15 protein-coding genes and 1 tRNA gene are annotated in these 17604 nt (G+C 71.5%); 10 read left to right on the top strand and 6 right to left on the bottom strand.

The window, feature by feature from the left end:
- Window positions 1-46 precede the first annotated feature (46 nt).
- The 4 genes from M1203_RS17290 (at window position 47) to M1203_RS17275 (ending at window position 4002) form a co-directional block, all read left to right on the top strand.
- Window positions 47-703 (top strand): DUF4232 domain-containing protein, encoded by a 657-nt coding sequence (locus M1203_RS17290; protein ID WP_249950624.1) that lies wholly within the window; start codon window positions 47-49, stop codon window positions 701-703.
- Between the two features lie 136 nt (window positions 704-839).
- Window positions 840-1421: an SMI1/KNR4 family protein gene (locus M1203_RS17285; RefSeq protein ID WP_374403365.1), complete on the top strand. Its 582-nt coding sequence runs from the start codon at window positions 840-842 to the stop codon at window positions 1419-1421.
- Between the two features lie 123 nt (window positions 1422-1544).
- Window positions 1545-2249 (top strand): antibiotic biosynthesis monooxygenase, encoded by a 705-nt coding sequence (locus M1203_RS17280; RefSeq protein ID WP_249950622.1) that lies wholly within the window; start codon window positions 1545-1547, stop codon window positions 2247-2249.
- A 298-nt stretch (window positions 2250-2547) separates the two neighbouring features.
- Window positions 2548-4002: a hypothetical protein gene (locus M1203_RS17275; RefSeq protein ID WP_249950621.1), complete on the top strand. Its 1455-nt coding sequence runs from the start codon at window positions 2548-2550 to the stop codon at window positions 4000-4002.
- A 432-nt stretch (window positions 4003-4434) separates the two neighbouring features.
- On the opposite strand, the gene M1203_RS17270 is transcribed toward M1203_RS17275, so the two are convergent.
- Window positions 4435-5199, bottom strand: coding sequence for an SDR family NAD(P)-dependent oxidoreductase (locus tag M1203_RS17270; RefSeq protein ID WP_249950620.1), 765 nt, complete (start codon window positions 5197-5199; stop codon window positions 4435-4437).
- Window positions 5200-5304: 105 nt separating this feature from the next.
- Here M1203_RS17270 and M1203_RS17265 point away from each other — a divergent pair, with 105 nt between their 5' ends.
- The 4 genes from M1203_RS17265 (at window position 5305) to M1203_RS17250 (ending at window position 8943) form a co-directional block, all read left to right on the top strand.
- Window positions 5305-6723 (top strand): alkaline phosphatase PhoX, encoded by a 1419-nt coding sequence (locus M1203_RS17265; RefSeq protein WP_249950619.1) that lies wholly within the window; start codon window positions 5305-5307, stop codon window positions 6721-6723.
- Window positions 6724-6769: 46 nt separating this feature from the next.
- Window positions 6770-6845: transfer RNA gene (locus tag M1203_RS17260), tRNA-Lys, on the top strand.
- Between the two features lie 229 nt (window positions 6846-7074).
- The gene (locus M1203_RS17255) at window positions 7075-8652 is read left to right on the top strand and encodes a TROVE domain-containing protein (RefSeq protein ID WP_249950618.1); all 1578 of its coding nucleotides are present in this window, start codon (window positions 7075-7077) and stop codon (window positions 8650-8652) included.
- Window positions 8653-8715: 63 nt separating this feature from the next.
- Entirely contained in the window at window positions 8716-8943 is a 228-nt protein-coding gene (locus M1203_RS17250; RefSeq protein ID WP_046495701.1) for a hypothetical protein, read from the top strand.
- A gap of 126 nt (window positions 8944-9069) precedes the next feature.
- On the opposite strand, the gene M1203_RS17245 is transcribed toward M1203_RS17250, so the two are convergent.
- Window positions 9070-10305, bottom strand: coding sequence for a TerD family protein (locus M1203_RS17245; RefSeq protein ID WP_249950617.1), 1236 nt, complete (start codon window positions 10303-10305; stop codon window positions 9070-9072).
- A 240-nt stretch (window positions 10306-10545) separates the two neighbouring features.
- Window positions 10546-11355 (bottom strand): NAD(P)-dependent oxidoreductase, encoded by an 810-nt coding sequence (locus M1203_RS17240; protein WP_249950616.1) that lies wholly within the window; start codon window positions 11353-11355, stop codon window positions 10546-10548.
- 266 nt (window positions 11356-11621) lie between these two features.
- On the opposite strand from M1203_RS17240, the gene M1203_RS17235 reads away from it, so the two are divergent.
- Both M1203_RS17235 and M1203_RS17230 read left to right on the top strand, forming a co-directional pair.
- A complete protein-coding gene (locus tag M1203_RS17235; RefSeq protein ID WP_249950615.1) occupies window positions 11622-12623 on the top strand; it encodes a 5-dehydro-4-deoxyglucarate dehydratase in 1002 nt (333 codons plus the stop codon).
- Window positions 12620-13816, top strand: a complete 1197-nt coding sequence (locus M1203_RS17230) for a hypothetical protein (protein WP_249950614.1) — start codon at window positions 12620-12622, stop codon at window positions 13814-13816. The genes M1203_RS17235 and M1203_RS17230 overlap by 4 nt, the downstream gene beginning before the upstream one ends.
- Here the strand turns inward: M1203_RS17230 and M1203_RS17225 are convergent.
- The 3 genes from M1203_RS17225 to M1203_RS17215 form a co-directional block, all read right to left on the bottom strand.
- A complete protein-coding gene (locus M1203_RS17225; protein WP_249950613.1) occupies window positions 13796-15013 on the bottom strand; it encodes an MFS transporter in 1218 nt (405 codons plus the stop codon). The genes M1203_RS17230 and M1203_RS17225 overlap by 21 nt on opposite strands.
- A gap of 237 nt (window positions 15014-15250) precedes the next feature.
- Window positions 15251-16699: a penicillin-binding transpeptidase domain-containing protein gene (locus M1203_RS17220; RefSeq protein ID WP_249950612.1), complete on the bottom strand. Its 1449-nt coding sequence runs from the start codon at window positions 16697-16699 to the stop codon at window positions 15251-15253.
- A gap of 78 nt (window positions 16700-16777) precedes the next feature.
- Complete coding sequence (locus M1203_RS17215) at window positions 16778-17548, bottom strand: IclR family transcriptional regulator (RefSeq protein WP_249950611.1); 771 nt, start codon at window positions 17546-17548, stop codon at window positions 16778-16780.
- Window positions 17549-17604: the final 56 nt, after the last annotated feature.

Raw genomic sequence — 17604 nt, 5'->3', positions numbered from 1 at the left:
ATGATCGGCGAGTGCCCCGTAGGGGCCGCGCGGGGGAGGGAATCGCATGGCACGGATACGCCGAACGGCAGCGCTGGTGGCGGGCTCGTTGGTCCTGATGGCGGGGGCGAGCGGGTGCTCCGACATCCAGAACGAGATCGACGCCGCGCGGGGCGAGGGCGCGGGGACGCCTGCCGCGACCGCTTCGGAGCCCTCGGCGGCGCTGCCGGCCGAGCCGCCCGCCGCCCGGCCCGGGGAACCCGAGCCCGTGGACGCCGCCGTTCCGGGCCGCTGTCTCGCCTCGGGTGTGGCCGTCAGCCATGGCGAGGTGGACGCCGCCATGGGGATCCGGGCCGTATCGATCGGGCTGCGGAACTGCGGGACCAAGCCCTACCGCGTCAACGGCTACCCGGAGATCGGCGTCCTGGACGAGGACCGCGAGCCGGTCGACCTGAAGGTGATCCAGGGGAACGAGAGCACCGGCGCGGCCGACGACCAGGGCCCGCGGGAACTGACCCTGGAACCGGGGGAGTCCGTGGAGTCGGTACTGCAGTGGAACAACCGGATCACCGAGTCCGGGGCCCACTCGACCGGCGCCCATGTGGTCGTCGCGGCGGCGCCGGGCGCGGAACGCGACACGTTCCCGCTGTTCGTCGACATCGGTACGGACGCCGAACTGCGGGTCACCGCGTGGGCGGCCGGGCGGACCGCGGACCCGTCGTGAACGGACGGGCGGGGAGCCCGTACATCGGCATCGAAGAGTGACCGACGGTCCGTTCGCCATGGGGTACTTCGGGGTAGCAGAGGCCGGACTGTCAGTGGGTACTGGTGCAATGGAGGACATGGAGGGCATGGAGAGCATGGACACCGAGAACGCCGACCAGGGCGACGCCGACGGGGGCGACCTCAACACGTTGCGCGCCGCCTTCCCGTCGGAGCGCTGCCTGCCGCCGCTGGGCTGGGACGGGGTACGCGCCTTCGAGAGCGCGCACGGAATCGTCCTGCCCGAGCCGTACCGCACCCTGGTCGCGGAGATCTGTGACGGATGCAGCGAAGGACCCGCCGATATCGACGGGCTGATACCCCTGGCGGCGCTGCCCGCCGACTGGGGATGCGACCAGACGCAGCGGGATCTCGCGAAGCCGTTCCCGCTCACCGAGGCCTGGGTGTGGGAGGACGACCCCCGTCCGTACGAGGAGATAGAGCCGCTCATCGACGAGGTCTACAACTACGGGAGCGTGGTGCTGGGCACGGACGGCTGCGGCATGTACTGGCATCTGGTCGTCAGCGGTCCGCACCGGGGGCGGATCTGGAACATCAGCGATGTGGGCGCGGCGCCGTTCGGGGCGGCCTTCGGGCACACCACCGCGGAAGAGGGCTTCGCGGGCTGGGTGGCGCACTGGGCCACCACGCGCCGGCCGTGGTTCGACGTCGTGGTCTGACGCGATGATGGGGTGAAGAGGCGGCGCCCGCCGGGGCCCGGCCCGTTGACCTCAACCCCACTTCACATTCGAGCATGGTGGTCACGGGCGCACCGCGGGGGTGCGCCGCAAGGAGGTTCCACCATGTCCGTGCACCTCGGCACCGTTCCGGAGATCACCCGCCCCGGTGTGGGTCTCGTCCTCGTCACCACCTGGCGCGTCGGTACGCCCGAGCGGCAGCGGGCCACGGTCGACGCCATCACCCGGGCCTGGCGGAGCAGGGAATGGCCGGACGTCGGGCTGCTCTCGTACAGCGTCTACACCGGAAACGACGGGAAGACCCTGCGGCACTACTCGCAGTGGCGCGACCGGGCGGCGTACGACGCGTTCTTCCGTACCTTCAGGGACGAGCGCAACGCCGAGATCGACGCCGCCGTGCCCGGGATCGAGCGCGTGGGGCTGTGCTCGTACCAGCTGTACCGCAGCGGCGCCCTGGCGGGGGCGGAGACCCGGGTGCCCGGCTGCGTCGTGCTGGTGGAGGTGGAGTTCGAGGGGCCCGACGCCGAGCGCCAGAAGGGCTGGGTCGACGCCGTCTTCGAGGCCCTCGGCACCGACCCCGACACGCCCCCCGGTGGGATCTCCGCGCACTTCCATCTCAGCACCGACGGCACGCGCGTACTCAACTACGCGGCATGGGAGAGCGAGCAGGCGCATATCGACGCCCTCGACGCACCGGGGAACGGGGTCGGTTCGGCCACCGAGCAGTGGGGACGGGTGCGGTCCTACCCCGGCGTGAAGGGCAGCACGGTGACGCGGTACACGCCCGCGATCAGCCTCAGCGCGGGCTGAGCCCTGCGCCGAGAGCGGTGGCCCGGCCTCGTGTGGGGTCGGGCCGGACCACCGCGGCTTCTCGGGGGCGGAAACGCGGGACCGCGGGTCGTGGTCGCTGTTCTGCCGGGCGAACTCCGGGACAGCTGCCGTTCTCCGTAGGACTTCTACGCGCGTCAATCTCTTGGCTGCGGAGGCCAGTTGTCAAGGGCCCCTGGGCGCCCGTCGGTTGTCGAGTACATGAACCAGGTGGCATGGGTCCAAAAACGTCTACGCTGGAGGCCGCATCGACCGCGTACGCCACAAGGAGAACCACCAGATGCCCGGAGACCGCCCCACCCTGCCGCCGGTGCGACTGCCCTCGGAAGCGGAGCTGGCGCGGGACGCCCTCGCCGCGCCACTGCTCGCCCGCGCGGTACGCCTCGCACGCTGGGCCGGGCCGGCGACGCGGGTGGGACCCGGCGGCGAGCTGGTCGACGAGCAGCTGCCCGCCGCGGCGGAACTCCTCGACCTCGGTGACGAGCTCTCCGAGGGCGACGGCGAGGCGTACGCCAGCGAGGCATGGCGGGTCGCGGTCGACACGGGCCTCGTGGAGGTCGACGACCCGGACGGTGCCGCCCCCGACGAGGAGGGCCACGTCACCACCGGCGAGCAGCTCGGAGTGCTCACCTCCGGCAGCCCGCAGGACATTCTGTCGCTCTGGCTGGACGCCCTGGACGTCGTCTTCGCCGACGCGACCGCGCCCGTACTGGACGATCTGGCCGCGGCCATCGGCGACGACGGCGAGATCGATCTCGAATCGCTGGACTGGGACCCGGAGCTGGAGGCGGAGTTCCTGGAGGGCGTCCTCGGCAACCTCTATCTGCTCACCCTCGCGGAGGGCGGCGAGGGGCCGGTGCCCCTGCCCGTCCTCGCCGCGTCGATGATCGTGCCCGACGACATGGGCGAGCCCACCGACGACGTCCTGGAGCAGGTGTCCGAGGCGATGATGCGGCTGGACGACCAGTTCCGGCTGCTGGAGCCCATCGGGCTCGTCTCGTACGTACCGGTCGACGAGGCGCTGATGGTCGAGGAGGCGGGGGACGCGCCCGAGGCGTCGCTGCCCGTCGACGAGGAGGACGTCACCCGGTACGGGATGGTCCGGCTGACGCCCCTCGGGCTCTACGGGATCAGGTCCCGGATGCTGGAGGCGGGGGTCGACGCGCCCGCGGTGGGCGATCTCGCGGACAAGGACGCGCACGCGCTGCTGGACGGCGTGGCGCACTTCCCCGAGCTGTCCGCGCGCGCGGAGACGGAACAGTGGCTGACCCGGCGCGCGCCGGCCGACGCCGCACGCGAACTCCTGGCCGCCGCGCGCGGCACGGACCCGGGCGCGCCCCTGCGCCGCCTGCACTGCCAGCAGGCGCTGTCCCTGGTCGGCGCGGAGGCGGAGTCGGCGGTGCGCGAGGTCCTGGACGACGCGGAACTGGGCGGCCTGGCGCGTGTCTGGCTCGCCGAGCTGGGCGCGGGTGATGTGCCGCCGCCGCCCGAGTCGATGATCTTCTGGCTGGCCATCGACACGATCGCCGCGCAGCTGGACGCGGAGGGGGAGCCGGACGAGCTCCAGGAGCTGGTCGAGGGCCTGGTGGGGCAGCACAGCGGGTTCTTCGAGGCGGCGTGGCGGGTGGAGCATCCGGCGACGGCGGAGGTGCTGGAGGCGATGGGGCGGCTGCATCGGGACAGGACGGCGTCGAAGGACGCGCGCAAGGCGGCGTTCAAGGCGAGGTCGCGGTAGGCGGGGGGCGGGTGCGGGTTGCGGTCTCGTCGTCGTCGTCCGGGGGCCGGGGCCTCCGGAGGTACATGTCCGGACGGCATGATTTACGGCGCGACTCTGCCCAGTCGATGGTTCGGGCGTCCGCGCGCCACAAATCACGCTTTAGTGTCCGGACACGCACCTCCTCCGACCCCGGCCCCCTCCTGCCCGTGGGCGCACTTGCCCTCGTGGTCGGCCGGGCCGCTTGTGCGGGCGGTGGAGGGGGGCGCGCAGGGGTCGTGTCCGGGACGTAGAGCGTGATTTGTGGCGCGCGAACGCCCGAACCAACGACAGTGCAGCTGCGCGCCGTAAATCATGCAGTCCCGGATGCGAGCCCGGAGCGACCACCGGCAACAACCCGCACACGAAAACCGGCCCCAGCCGAAACGGACCCCGGACCGTACCCCCGCCTGCTCACCGCAGGTGAGACGCTCCGTTGAGGTCCAGGATCGTTCCCGACGACCACTCCGCCCCCGGCGAAGCCAGCCACACCACCGCCCCCGCGATCTCCTCCGCCGTACCCACCCGCCCGAACGGGCTCTGCGCGCGGATCGATTCGCCCTCCTCGCCCGTGAGGCGGGACGCCACGCGTTCCGTGGTGAAGAAGCCCGGGGCCACGGACGCCACGGCGATGCCGTGCGGGGCCAGGGAGACCGCCAGGGACTGGCCCAGGGCGTGGACCGCCGCCTTCGTCGCGCCGTAGGCCGGGTGGTCCGGCTCGCCGCGGTACGCGCCGCGGGAGCCGATGTTGATGATCCGGCCGGGCGTCGAGCGGTCGATCATGGAGCGGGCGGCGCGGTGGCTGAGCAGGGCCGTGCCCAGGAGGTTGACGGACAGGTGGCGCTGCCAGGCCGCCGCCCAGTCGTCGTACGACGTGGTGGGCAGCGGGTGGGGCTCGTTGACCGCCGCGTTGTTGACGAGGACGTCGATCCCGCCGAGGGCATCGGCCGCCTCGTCCGCGACCCGCGCCGCGCCCGCCGGATCGGAGATGTCGCCGCCCACCAGGGCGTGGCCGGTGCCCGCCAGTGACTCCAGGGTGTGGCGGGCGTCCGCGGAGCGGGTGCCGTAGTGGACGGCGACGCGGTCACCTTGCGCGGCGAAGGCGCGGGAGACGGCGCGGCCGAGGCCGCGGGAGGCGCCGGTGACGAGGACGCGGCGGCCGGTGGACGGCAGATTCATGGAAAGCGGGCCTCTCGATGTCGGGCGGTGTTCAAGCGCTGTTTATCCGCGGGCGGGAGCGTCGGGAGCGTACCCCCGACACACGTGCCCCTTCAGGAGACCGCGATGCCGCTGAGCCGCAGGGAATTCACCGGAAGATCCGCACTGACAGGGGCGGGATTCGTCCTGACCGGCGCCGCGGGAGCGCTCGCCACCGCGCCCGGCGCGCTGGCGGCGGAGGACGCTCCCGAGGTCGCCTCCGGGCCCGTGCCCGCGCCCGGTTACGGGCCGCTCGTGTCCGACCCGCGGGGCATACTCGCGCTGCCGGCCGGATTCTCGTACCGGGTCATCACGCACAGTGGTGTGACCAAGCTGGAGACCGGCGAGGACACCCCGTCCAACCACGACGGCACCGCCACGTTCGAGGGCCCGCGCGGGGTGACGCTGCTCGTCAACAACCACGAGATGGACGGCCCCAGGGGCGACTACGAGTTCCCGGTGCCGCTCACCGAGGGCCTGGTCTACGACCCCGCCGCGCCCGGTGGCTGCACGGTCGTCGAGACGCACCGCGACGGCCGTACCGCGGAGTGGGTCGGTATCGCCGGTACCTCCAACAACTGCGCGGGCGGGCGCACTCCGTGGGGCACCTGGCTCACCTGCGAGGAGAACTCCGACCGCGCCGGGCAGAACGGGATGACCAAGGACCACGGGTATGTCTTCGAGGTCGACCCGTACGACCGCCGCGCCAACCGGAACCCCAAGCCCATCAAGGCGTTCGGCCGCTATGACCACGAGGCCGTGGTCATCGACCCCCGTACCGGCTACGCCTATCTGACGGAGGACGACTCCGAGCCCAACGGGCTCTTCTACCGCTGGGTCCCGCCGCACGGCTTCAAGCACGGGCGCGGGCAGCTGCGGCGGCTCGCCGACGACGCGGGTGTGCTCCAGGCGCCCCGCTGCTTCGACGCGGGCGGCCGGTTCGTGGACGACCTCTCGCGCGCCGCGAAGATCGGCACGGTCTACGGCGTGGACTGGGTGGACGTACCGGACCGGGACGGGAAGACCGTGCCCGTACGGAAGCAGTTCGACGGCGAGGACGTCACCCGCGCCAGGAAGCTGGAGGGCATGTGGTGGGCGGACGGCGGCGCGTACATCGTCTCCTCGTACGCCCGTGACGAGAGCCCCGGCGTGCCGCACGACGGTCAGGTGTGGTTCTACCACCCGCGCCGCCGCACGCTGACGCTGAAGGTGCTGCTGGGCGTCAACGCCGACCCGGGCAAGGACGGTGCCTTCGACGGACCGGACAACATCACGGTCTCGCCGTACGGCGGTCTGGTCATCGCGGAGGACGGCGAGGGCCTTCAGCATCTCTTCGGGGCGACGGAGCGCGGACGTACGTACCCCATCGCGCGCAATGACCTCAACGACAGCGAGTTCACGGGTGTCGTGTTCTCGCCGGACGGCCGCACCCTGTTCGCCAATATCCAGGAGCCGGGCATCATGCTGGCCATCACCGGCCCGTGGCGGCGCACCCCCCGCGACTGACGGCGAAAACCCGTGGCAGACGGACCCGTTGCCTCTCTAAAGTCATGCCTGTCCAGGTGCGAAGGCAGGACTTACTTCCACTCTTAATGGGGAGGTCGCGGGTTCGAATCCCGCCACCGGTTCTCAGGCCGGTGTAGCTCAGTGGCCAGAGCACCGACTGTTGGTTCCGCCGGCTTTGATCTCTGGACACACCACTTCGCACCTCCCGGTGCGCGGGCAGCGGCTACTTCTTTGAATGAAATCACGCCGCCGCCGACTCTGATCTCGGGAGGCGCGGCGTGCCGGGGCGAGGGTGTCCCTATTTCGCCGTGTCCTCCCTGGAATCCATTTCTGGAATTCGGGGGAATTCTGATGTCCCGTTTCAATACCCGTGCGGCCAAGGCCCGTCCGGCTTCGCCCGTGCGGTCGATCGCGGTTTCCCGTACCCATGAGGGCGGCGTGGGCGTCCTGCGTGACGCGAAGTCGGAGCTGTTCCTGCTCGCGGTCGCCAACTTCGTTTCCCAGCACACGGCTTACGAGTCCGGTGAGGCGCGCGACGAGCGGTTCCGCGCGCTCGTGCGCAAGCTCGCCGTCACCGAGCCGGAGTGGACCGCCGGGCTGCTCGGCTGGCTGCGCGGCGAGGGGCAGCTGCGTACCGCGTCGATCGTGGGCGCCGCCGAATACGTCAAGGCGCGGCTCGACGCGGGCGCCACGGACGGTCCTGCGAACCGCGGGGTCGTCGACTCCGTTCTGCTCCGCGCGGACGAGCCCGGCGAACTGCTCGGTTACTGGATCTCGCGATACGGCCGCGCTGTGCCCAAGCCCGTCAAGCGCGGAATCGCGGACGCCGTCCGGCGGCTTTACAACGGAAAGTCGCTGCTGAAGTACGACACCGCCGCGAAGGGTTATCGATTCGGCGACATCCTGAATCTGGTGCATGCCTCGCCCGATCCGGCGAAGGCGTGGCAGGGCGAGCTGTTCCGTTACGCGCTCGATCGCAGGCACCATCCGGAGGCGGCTGTTCCGCCGGCGTCGAACCGCATGCTCACCGCCCACCGGGCCCTGATGGAGGTGCCGGTCGAGCGGCGGCGCGCGGTGCTCACCGCTCCCGACGGGGCGGGGCGGCTCGCCGAGGCGGGGATGACCTGGGAGGCGCTGGCCGGCTGGCTCCAGGGGCCGATGGACGCGGCCGCCTGGGAGGCCGTCATTCCGTCGATGGGCGCGATGGCCCTGCTGCGCAATCTGCGGAATTTCGATCAGGCGGGTGTCAGCGACGAGGTCGCGGCCCGGGTGGCCGAGAGGATCGCGGATCCCGAAGTGGTGGCGAAGGCGCGGCAGTTCCCGTTCCGCTATCTCGCCGCGTACCAGCACGCGCCGTCGCTGCGCTGGTCGTTTCCGCTGGAGCGGGCGCTCGGCCACTCGCTGGCCAACGTGCCCTCGCTGCACGGCCGGACGCTGATCCTGGTCGATCGTTCGGGTTCGATGTGGTCCCCGCTCTCCGACCGCTCCGAGCTGAACCGCGCCGACGCCGCGGCGATCTTCGGAACGGCCGTGGCGATGCGGGCGGCGGACGCCGATCTGGTGCAGTTCGGTACGCGCAGCGCTCCGGTGAGGTACCGGCGGGGCGAGTCCGTGCTGAAGGTGCTGAAACGCTTCGGCGACCTCGGCGGTACGAACACGGCCGAGGCGGTCCGTACCCACTACCGGCGCCATGACCGGGTGCTGATCGTCACCGACGAGCAGGCCGCGTACAGCTCCGGCGGCGGCCCGACGGAGCGGGTGCCGGCGGGTGTCCCGGTCTATACCTGGAACCTCGCGGGGTACCGGACCGGGCACGGTCCGTCCGGCGGGGCCGACCGGCACACGTTCGGCGGGCTGACCGACGCGGCCTTCCGGATGGTCCCGCTCCTGGAGGCGGGGCGGGACGCCCGCTGGCCCTGGCAGGGGTGATCCGGGCGTCGGTCGGTGGTCGGGCATGGCGCGTCGGGGCTTCTTGGGCCCATACTCCGAGTAATGACAAAGTCAGCCGGATCCCGGCGCCACCTGCCGTCCAGTCCCTTCAACCGCCAGGCCCCGGCCTCACCCCCGCCCGAGCAGTTCGATGTGGGAGACCGTGTCTCGCACGATCAGTTCGGGTTGGGAAGAGTCATCGGAGTCGAGGGCGACCATGCCGTGCTCATTGATTTCTCGGGGCGACAGGGGAGGATCCTGAGCCCCTTCGCCAAGCTGACCAAGCTCTGAGGTCCCGAACCGGCAGCTTGCGGACACGGCCCCCGGGCCGTCGCGGACCTTCAGGACCCGCGACGGCGCGGGGGGCATCGTGTCATCCGCCCACGCGCCGCCCTCCGGGGATGCCCCGGGAGCCGGTCAGAGGATCTTCGCGGCGGGCTTGACCATGCCCCGGACCGTACGGGACTTGACGAACTCGCCCAGACCGGTCATTTCCCACTCGCCGGAGAACTGCCGGATCAGCTTGGCCATCATCACGCCGGTCTGCGGCTCGGCGCTGGTCAGATCGAAGCGCACCAGCTCCTCGTTCGTGGTCGCGTCGATCAGCCGGCAGTACGCCTTGGCGACCTCGGTGAACTTCTGGCCGGTGAAGGAATTGACCGTGAAGACCAGACCGCTCGCCTCGGCGGGGATCCGGCCGAGATCGACCACGATCACCTCGTCGTCACCCGCGCCCTCGCCCGTGAGGTTGTCGCCGGAGTGCTTGATCGCCCCATTGAGGATGGAGAGCTTGCCGAAGTAGCAGCTGTCCAGATGGTTGCGGTTCGGGCCGTAGGCGATCACGGACGCGTCGAGGTCGATGTCCTTGCCGCGGTACGCCGGCTCCCAGCCGAGGCCCATCTTGACCTGGGTGAGCAGCGGACGGCCGCCCTTGACCAGGGACACCGTCTGGTTCTTCTGGAGGCTGACCCTGCCCTTGTCCAGATTGATCTTGCCGCTGCCGGGCGCGGCGGCGGGGGCCGGGGGAGCGGCCGGCGGTGTGGCGGGCACCGGCGGAGCGGGGATCCGCGGATCGGCCCCCGCGTAGGCACGGGTGGGGGCCGGTGCCGCGACGGGCGCCGGGGGCGCGACGGGGGCCGCGGCCGGTGCGGGCTCCTCCACGGAGACACCGAAGTCGGTGGCGATCCCGGCCAGTCCGTTGGCGTACCCCTGGCCGACCGCGCGGACCTTCCACGCCCCGTTGCGCAGATAGATCTCCACGATCACCAGGGCGGTCTCGGTGCCGAGTCGCGGCGGGGTGAACGTCGCCAGCGCGCCGCCGCTGCCCGCGTCGCGGATCGTGGCCGTGGGCTCGATGCCCTGGAAGCTCTGCCCCGCCGCGTCCGGGCTCGCCGTGACGACGATCTTCTCGATGCCGGCGGGCACGGCGCTGGTGTCGACGACGATCGCGTCGGGCGCCGTGCCGCCGCCGGAGCGGTAGGTCACGCCGGGGCCCGTCGGCTGGTTGTAGAAGATGAAGTCGTCGTCTGAGCGCACCTTGCCGTCGGCGGTGAGCAGCAGGCCCGAAACGTCGAGCCGCACGGGAGCGGCGACGTCCACCGCCACATGGGCGGTGGGAAGAGGGATGTTCGAGCCGGGGGTCATAGCTGTCATGCCAGACGTAACGAACGACCCCGCTTTGCCGTTCCCTTACCTTCCGCCGATCGGGTCCGGGTGTCTAGGGCGTGTTGCGAAAGTAGCGCCGTCCGCCCGCAGGGCGGGGCTCGCGGTGTCCGGTGCGTGCGATCGCAAGGCGGAGGATCGTCCTCGTAGCGGAGCTACTTGGACGATCCGACAACGCAGCGAGCGTGCGTGCCGGACACCGCGAGCCAGGCGGGACTTTCGCAACACGCCCTAGTGGGGCCAGCGCGGCGGGTTGGTGGTGAACGCGCCGCCCAGGAAGGCGTGGTCCCGGTTGTCCGGGTCGAGTTCGCCCTGCTCCGCGATGAGCTTCGCGGCGTACTGCTCGGAGTCGTCGCGCGGCTCGTATCCGAGCGCACGCGCGCCGGTGAGGTCCCACCACAGCCGGGTGTTGGCGGAGGAGCCGTAGACGACGCTGTGGCCGACGCCCTCGGCGGTGAGGGCGGCGTGGAAGAGCCGCGCGCAGTCGCCGGGGCTCAGCCAGACGGAGAGCATGCGGACGGTGCTCGGCTCCAGGAAGCAGGAACCGATCCGTACGGAGACGGTCTCCATGCCGTGCAGGTCCCAGTAGAGCTGTGCCAGGTCCTCGCCGAAGCACTTGGAGAGTCCGTAGAACGTGTCGGGGCGGCGCGGGGTGTCGACCGGGATCAGCGGGTCGTCCCCCTGGGGGCGCGGCGTGAAGCCGACCGCGTGGTTGCTGGAGGCGAAGAGCGTCCGTCCGACGCCCTCGGCGCGGGCCGCCTCGTACAGGTTGTACGTTCCCTCGATGTTCGCGCGCAGGATCTTGTCGAAGGTGGATTCCAGCGAGATGCCCGCGAGATGGATGATCGCGTCGACCCCCCGGACCGCCTCGCGCAGCGCCTCCTTGTCCGCGAGGTCGGCGGTGATGGCGTCGGGCTCGCCCTCGATGGGGGTGACGTCGAAGAGCCGCAGCTCGTAGCCGTACGCGGGCAGCAGACCCCGCATCAGGGTGCCGAGGCCGCCGGCGGCACCGGTGAGCAGGACGGTACGGGGTGCGGGCATGGGGGAGATCTCCTCGCGGCTCGGGACCGGGCGCACGGATTCAAGCTCAGATCCGTAGATAGAATTCACATGCGTGGACAAACTAGAGAGTGCGGCGAAGCGGCGTCAAGTGTCGCCCGGAGTGCGGGAATCCGTCTCTGGGTTGCGGTTTTCCGTCTTGACCCGTGGTGCGCGGCTGCCCTAGCGTGGCGTTGTTCAGGGATATGGACATCGATCATAATTGTGCACGAGCGGTCGTCGCTCGACGCATGGCCCAGGGAGCGCCCGTGACCTCAGCCCCGCTCGCCGCCCGCCTGACTCACGTGGCCGGGCCGCTGTTCTTCCCCGTCACCGCGTACGGGCCCGACGGCGCGCTCGACCTCGACGCGTACCGCGCGCATGTCCGCGAAGGCGTCGCCGCGGGTGCCGCGGCCGTCTTCGCCTGCTGCGGCACCGGTGAGTTCCATGCCCTCGCCCCGGAGGAGTTCCTCGCCTGCGTGGCCGCGGCCGTCGAGGAGACCGCGGGCCGAGTCCCGGTCGTGGCGGGCGCCGGCTACGGCACGGCGCTCGCCGTCCAGTACGCGCGGCTGGCCGAGGAAGCGGGGGCGGACGGACTGCTCGCGATGCCGCCCTATCTGGTCGTCGCCGACCAGGAGGGCCTGCTGCGCCACTACACCGCGCTGGCGGGCGCCACCTCGCTGGAGACGATCGTCTACCAGCGCGACAACGCCGTCTTCACCCCCGAGACCGTCGTGGAACTGGCCCGCGTGGACGGCATCGTCGGCCTCAAGGACGGATACGGCGACCTCGAACTGATGCAGCGGATCATCAGCGCCGTACGCACCGAGGAGCCGGACCGCGACTTCCTCTACTTCAACGGCCTGCCCACCGCCGAGCTCACCGGTCTCGCCTACCGGGGCATCGGCGTCACCCTCTACTCCTCCGCCGTCTTCTGCTTCGTCCCCGAGATCGCCCTCGCCTTCCACCGGGCCCTGACCACCGGCGACGACACGACCGTGAACCGTCTGCTGGACGGCTTCTACCGCCCCCTGGTCGAACTGCGGGGCAAGGGACGCGGATACGCCGTCTCGCTCGTCAAGGCGGGCGTCCGGCTGGGCGGACTGGACGTCGGGGAGGTACGGCCGCCGCTGAGCGAGCCGGGGCCCGCGCACATCAAGGAGCTGGCCGAGATCATTGAGCGGGGCCGGGCCCTGCTGGTGAGCGACGACGGCGACGACGATCCGGACGGCGCGGGCGCCGGGACCGGCACGGAGGGCGGCGCCGCGTGAAGACCTCGGCCTTTCTCTACCCCTGGGACGTGGTGGGCGACCCGGACGCCCCCGCCAGGATCGCGGACCTCGGCGTCCGCCAGGTCACCCTCGCCGCCGCCTACCACTCCACCCGCGCGCTGACCCCGCGCCACCCGCGCCACCGCGTGGTCACCGCCGAACACGCCGCGGTCCTCTACCCGGTGGACGACGCCCGCTGGGCACACCATGAGCTGCGTCCGTACCCCGCCGGGGCCTGGGCCCCCGGCGACACGTACGGCGAGGCCGCGACGGCCCTGGCCGACGCCGGTCTCGACGTGCACAGCTGGGTGGTCCTCGCGCACAACTCCCGTCTCGGCGCAGAGCGTCCCGACACCTCCGTGGTGAACGCCTACGGCGACCGCTATCCCTGGGCGCCCTGTATCGCCCGGCCCGCGGTCGGCGCGTATCTGGTGGAGCTGGCGGCCGAGGCCTCCGTACGGCCCGGGGCGCGCGGCACCGAGCTGGAGTCCTGCGGCTGGTACGGGCTCGCGCATCTGCACGCCCACGACAAGATCGCGGGCGTCGGCCTCGGTGACGCGGCGCAGTATCTGATGTCGCTCTGCTTCTGCGGCGTGTGCCGGGAGGGGTACGCCGGTCTCGGCGCCCCGCCGGAGGAACTGGCCGCCGCCGTGCGGCGCGCGCTGGGGCCCCTGTGGGCCACCGGCTCAGCCGAGGCGGGCTGGTCCTCGGTGGAGAAGCTTCTCGGCGCTGATCTCGCCGCCGTCACCGCCGAGTGGCGCGGCTCGGTCGCCCGTACGCTCCAGGAGCGGGCGGTCGCGGCCGTACGGGCGGCGGCCGGGCCCGACTTCCAGGTGCTGCTGCACGCCGACCCGGTGTCCTACCACGTCGGCGCCAACGCCGGGGTGGACCCGGCGCACATCCTCGGCGTCGCGGACGGGGTCGTCCTGCCCTGCACCGGGGGCACGGCACAGGCGATGCTGAGCCCGTTCGCGGGCCACGGCACCGAAGCCTCCGTCCTGGCCGCGAACTTCACGGTCGTCACCGGCATGGGAGGCAACCCGGCCGCCCTCGCCGACGACGCCGCGCGGGCCAAGGCGCTCGGAGCGACCGAACTGCGGCTGTATCACGCGGGACTGGCCTCGGACGCGGATCTGAAGGCCGTCACGAAGGCACTGTCGGATCTATCGGATCTATCGGATCTGGACGAGTAAGTCCGGCGGACGCGGCCGGGGGCCTTTCTTCCGCCTGTGACACGGGGCAGCCAGGGCCAGTGCGACGAGCAGCCCGGCCGCCCCGGTCACCGGCAGCAGGACGGCCGGGTCGGCCAGCGCGATCAGACCCGCGCCGAGCGCCAGCGCCAGCGCGTTGGGCACATACATCAGCGTGTGGGCGGTGGCCGCCGTCCGGCCGAGGACCTGGGCCGGGATCTCGCGCTGCACCGCCGTCAGCGCCGCGATCAGCACACACGGCAGCCCGATGCCGACCCCGGCGGCGCTCGCCAGCACCACCGCGTCGTACGGCAGTGCCCGCGCCGCGACCGCCAGGGCGAACAGCGCGACACCGGCGGCGGCGAACACCCGCTCCGGCAGCCGTCGCAGCAGCGGGCCCGCCACCAGCCCGGTGAGCACGGAACCGGCGCCCTGCACCGCGTACAGGACCCCCACGTACGCGGGGGAGTGGCCGAGGCCGCGGTCGACCACCGCGTAGATCGCCGCGCCGTTGAGCCCGGCGAGCAGCATCGTCGCCGACGCGGCCAGTACGAGGGGCCGTACCACCGCCGAGCCGCGCAGCGCCCGGACGCCCTCGGACATGCCCGGCGCCCGGCCGCCAACAGGATCCGGGCCCGGCCTCTCCTCCCGTACGCGCATTGCCGTGAAGAACCCGGCGGCCACGGCGAAGGTCACCGCGTCGAGCAGCGCCACCGCGCCGCCGCCGAACCGGGCGCAGAGCGCGGCGCCCGCGAGCGGCGCCAGCAGTTTCATGCCCTCGTTGGCCGTCATCCGCAGCCCGTTGAAGTCGCCCAGCAGCCGGGCATCGATCGCCGTGGCGACCAGGGCCGATTCCGCCGCGTCCTGGACGACACCGCTCGCGCCGTGGACGAACAGCACACAGAAGAGGATCCAGATCCGGTCCGCCGAGTCGACGGCGAGCAGCAGCGGCAGCAGCGCCGCCATGGCGAGATTGCAGCCGATCAGCAGGGGTCGCCGGCGCACCCGGTCGGCGACCGTCCCCAGCAGCGGGCCCGCGAGCGCGGGCGCCCACAGCGCGAAGACCGTGAGCGCGGCCAGACTGTCCGAGTCCGTCAGCGACTTGGTCCAGACCCCGGCCGCCAGCCACATCGCGGACGTACCGAAACCGGAGACGACGACACCCGCCAGATACAGCCCCGCGTTACGGTCCCGGAGCACGCTCCGGAGACCTCCCCCGTCCCACCGCACTGCCCCACCGGCCCTTTCCGCCTCGCGGAGCCGGTCACGGAATCCGGCCCGGAAGCCGCTCGGAATCCGCCCGGACGCCTCCCTTACGAGCGTCAGAATGGCCCCTGAGGCCCCGGTCGGCGCATCGGGTGAATGGCCTACTCCCCGGCGCGGAAAAGGCCTTAGACGGGCCTCGGGCGGGTCTTGGGCGGCTCCGGGCCGGCCGGGTCAGGTCAGCGCCGCCGCCATCATCTGCCGCGCGATCGGCGCGGCCAGACCGTTCCCGCTGACCTCCGAGCGCGCCGCGCCCGAGTCCTCCACGACGACCGCCACCGCCACCTCCTTGCCGGTGGACGAGTCCTTCGCGTAGGAGGTGAACCACGCGTACGGCGTGTTGACGTTGTCCACGCCGTGCTGCGCGGTGCCCGTCTTGCCGCCCACCTCGGCGCCGTCGATCCGCGCGTTCGTCCCCGTGCCGTCCTGGACGACCGTCACCATCGCGCTGCGCAACTGCTCGGCCGTCGACGAGGAGACGATCCGCCGCGTATCGCCGTCCTGGTACGACTGGAGGGTGTCGCCGCTCGCGTCCACCACCTTCGACACCATGTGCGGCGCGGCGAGCAGCCCGTCATTGGCCAGGGCCGCCGAGACCATGGCCATCTGGAGCGGGGTCGCGGTCACATCGAACTGGCCGATCCCCGTCAGCGCCGTCTGCGCCCGGTCCATGCCGGACGGATAGACGCTCCCCGAGGCGCGCACCGGCATATCCTGCGTGGCGTCGTTGAAACCGAACTTCTCCGCCATCGCGCGGACCTTGTCCTGGCCGAGGTCGTCGGCCATCTTCGCGAAGACCGTGTTGCAGGAGTATTCGAGCGCGGTGCGGATGGTGGCGTTCTCGCAGGGCGCGGAGCTGTTCTCGTTGCGCAGGACGGTGGTCGTGGTCGGCAGGGTGTACGGATCCGGGCTGTCGGTCCGTTCGTCGACCGAGCCGTACAGACCGTCCTCCAGCGCCGCCGCCGCGACCACCAGCTTGAACGTCGAGCCCGGCGGCAGCGGCTGCCGCAGCGCGCGGTTGACCATCGGCTTCTCCGCGTCCCCGGTCAGCTGCTGCCAGGCGTCACCGTCCGTGGTGCCGCTGATCTTCGTGGGGTCGTAGGAGGGGGTGCTGACCACCCCGAGCACCCGGCCGGTCGTCGGGTCGATCGCCACGGCGGCGCCCTTCTTGCCGCCCAGCGCGCGATATCCGGCTTCCTGCACGGCGGGATCGATCGTCGTCAGAACATCGCCCGGCGCGGTCTGCTTGCCCATGATCGCGTCCAGCGGGTTCTTCAGCCTGCTGTCCGTCCCGTCCAGGACATCGGCGTAGATGCCCTCCAGCTGGGTCGAGCCGTACGCCTGAGAGCTGTAGCCGGTGACGGGCGCGTAGAGCGCGCCGTCCGTGTACGTGCGCTCGTACGCCAGATCGCCGCTCGCCGTCTTTCTGGAGCCCGTGACCGGCGAGCCGGCCACGATGATGTCACCGAGCGGCCGCGCGTACTGCGCCATGATGTTCCGCCGGTTGTGCTTGTCGTCCGCGAGGGCCCTGGCCTCGTACGCCTGCACCCAGGTGGCCCGCACCAGCAGGGCGAGCACCAGCAGCAGACAGATGACCGCCGTGTGTCTGATCGTCTTGTTCATCCCATATGAGGGACGAGCGGCGGTGCGGACGGCGTTCCCGCCCCGCTCGCTTCTCAGGAATTCCTCATCCCCGGCCGGTCAGAGCCGCCGGGTGGCGAGCGTGAGCCGGTCGCGCGCGTCGAACAGCGTGTCCTTGATCATCTGCTCATGGCCGGGGGTGAGCCGGGCCACCGGCACGGAGCAGCTGATCGCGTCACGCGCCGGTGTCCGGTACGGGATGGCGATACCGAAACAGCGCAGCCCGAGCGTGTTCTCCTCGCGGTCCACCGCGTAGCCCTGCTCGCGTACGGTGTGCAGCTCCTCGATGAGCTTCTCGCGGTCGGTGATGGTGTGCTCGGTCAGCGCGGGCAGGGTCTCCGGCAGCATCTTGCGCACCTGCTCGTCGCTGTGGGTCGCCAGCAGCGCCTTGCCGAGCGAGGTGGAGTGGGCGGGCAGCCGGCGGCCGATCCGGGTGAAGGGCCGCAGATAGTGCTGGGACTGGCGGGTGGCGAGATAGACGACATTCGTGCCGTCGAGCCGCGCGAGGTGGATGGTCTCGCTGGTGTCGTCGGAGAGCCGGTCCAGCGTGGGGCGGGCGGCGGCGACGACCTCGTCGCCGTCGATGTACGAGGTGCCGACCAGCAGGGCCCGTACACCGATGCCGTAGCGCGTGCCCGTCGCGTCCGTCTCCACCCAGCCCAGCTCCACCAGCGTGCGCAGCAGCATGTAGAGGCTGGACTTGGGGTATCCGACCGCCTCCTGCACGGCGGCGAGCGAATGCATGCCGGGGCGTCCCGCGAAGTACTCCAGCAGTTCCACCGTCCGCACGGCGGACTTCACTTGTGCGCCACCGGTCTCCGCGGTCGACATCGTCCCTCGCCCCTTCTCGCCCACTTGACTTGCTCTCCTGACCACTCTTGACCACA

Source organism: Streptomyces sp. 35G-GA-8, from assembly GCF_023534745.1.
GTDB lineage: Bacteria > Actinomycetota > Actinomycetes > Streptomycetales > Streptomycetaceae > Streptomyces.
The sequence above is the reverse complement of the archived record's forward strand: the minus strand, read 5'-3'. Positions and strand labels throughout refer to the sequence as shown.

Bases quoted from the DNA above. Each gene is read 5' to 3' on its own strand.
- M1203_RS17240 (WP_249950616.1), bottom strand. From the start codon at position 11,355: ATGCCCGCACCCCGTACCGTCCTGCTCACCGGTGCCGCCGGCGGCCTC.
- M1203_RS17285 (WP_374403365.1), top strand. From the start codon at position 840: ATGGACACCGAGAACGCCGACCAGGGCGACGCCGACGGGGGCGACCTC.
- M1203_RS17280 (WP_249950622.1), top strand. From the start codon at position 1,545: ATGTCCGTGCACCTCGGCACCGTTCCGGAGATCACCCGCCCCGGTGTG.
- M1203_RS17250 (WP_046495701.1), top strand. From the start codon at position 8,716: ATGACAAAGTCAGCCGGATCCCGGCGCCACCTGCCGTCCAGTCCCTTC.
- M1203_RS17290 (WP_249950624.1), top strand. From the start codon at position 47: ATGGCACGGATACGCCGAACGGCAGCGCTGGTGGCGGGCTCGTTGGTC.
- M1203_RS17275 (WP_249950621.1), top strand. From the start codon at position 2,548: ATGCCCGGAGACCGCCCCACCCTGCCGCCGGTGCGACTGCCCTCGGAA.
- M1203_RS17270 (WP_249950620.1), bottom strand. From the start codon at position 5,199: ATGAATCTGCCGTCCACCGGCCGCCGCGTCCTCGTCACCGGCGCCTCC.
- M1203_RS17220 (WP_249950612.1), bottom strand. From the start codon at position 16,699: ATGAACAAGACGATCAGACACACGGCGGTCATCTGTCTGCTGCTGGTG.
- M1203_RS17215 (WP_249950611.1), bottom strand. From the start codon at position 17,548: ATGTCGACCGCGGAGACCGGTGGCGCACAAGTGAAGTCCGCCGTGCGG.
- M1203_RS17245 (WP_249950617.1), bottom strand. From the start codon at position 10,305: ATGACAGCTATGACCCCCGGCTCGAACATCCCTCTTCCCACCGCCCAT.
- M1203_RS17265 (WP_249950619.1), top strand. From the start codon at position 5,305: ATGCCGCTGAGCCGCAGGGAATTCACCGGAAGATCCGCACTGACAGGG.
- M1203_RS17255 (WP_249950618.1), top strand. From the start codon at position 7,075: ATGTCCCGTTTCAATACCCGTGCGGCCAAGGCCCGTCCGGCTTCGCCC.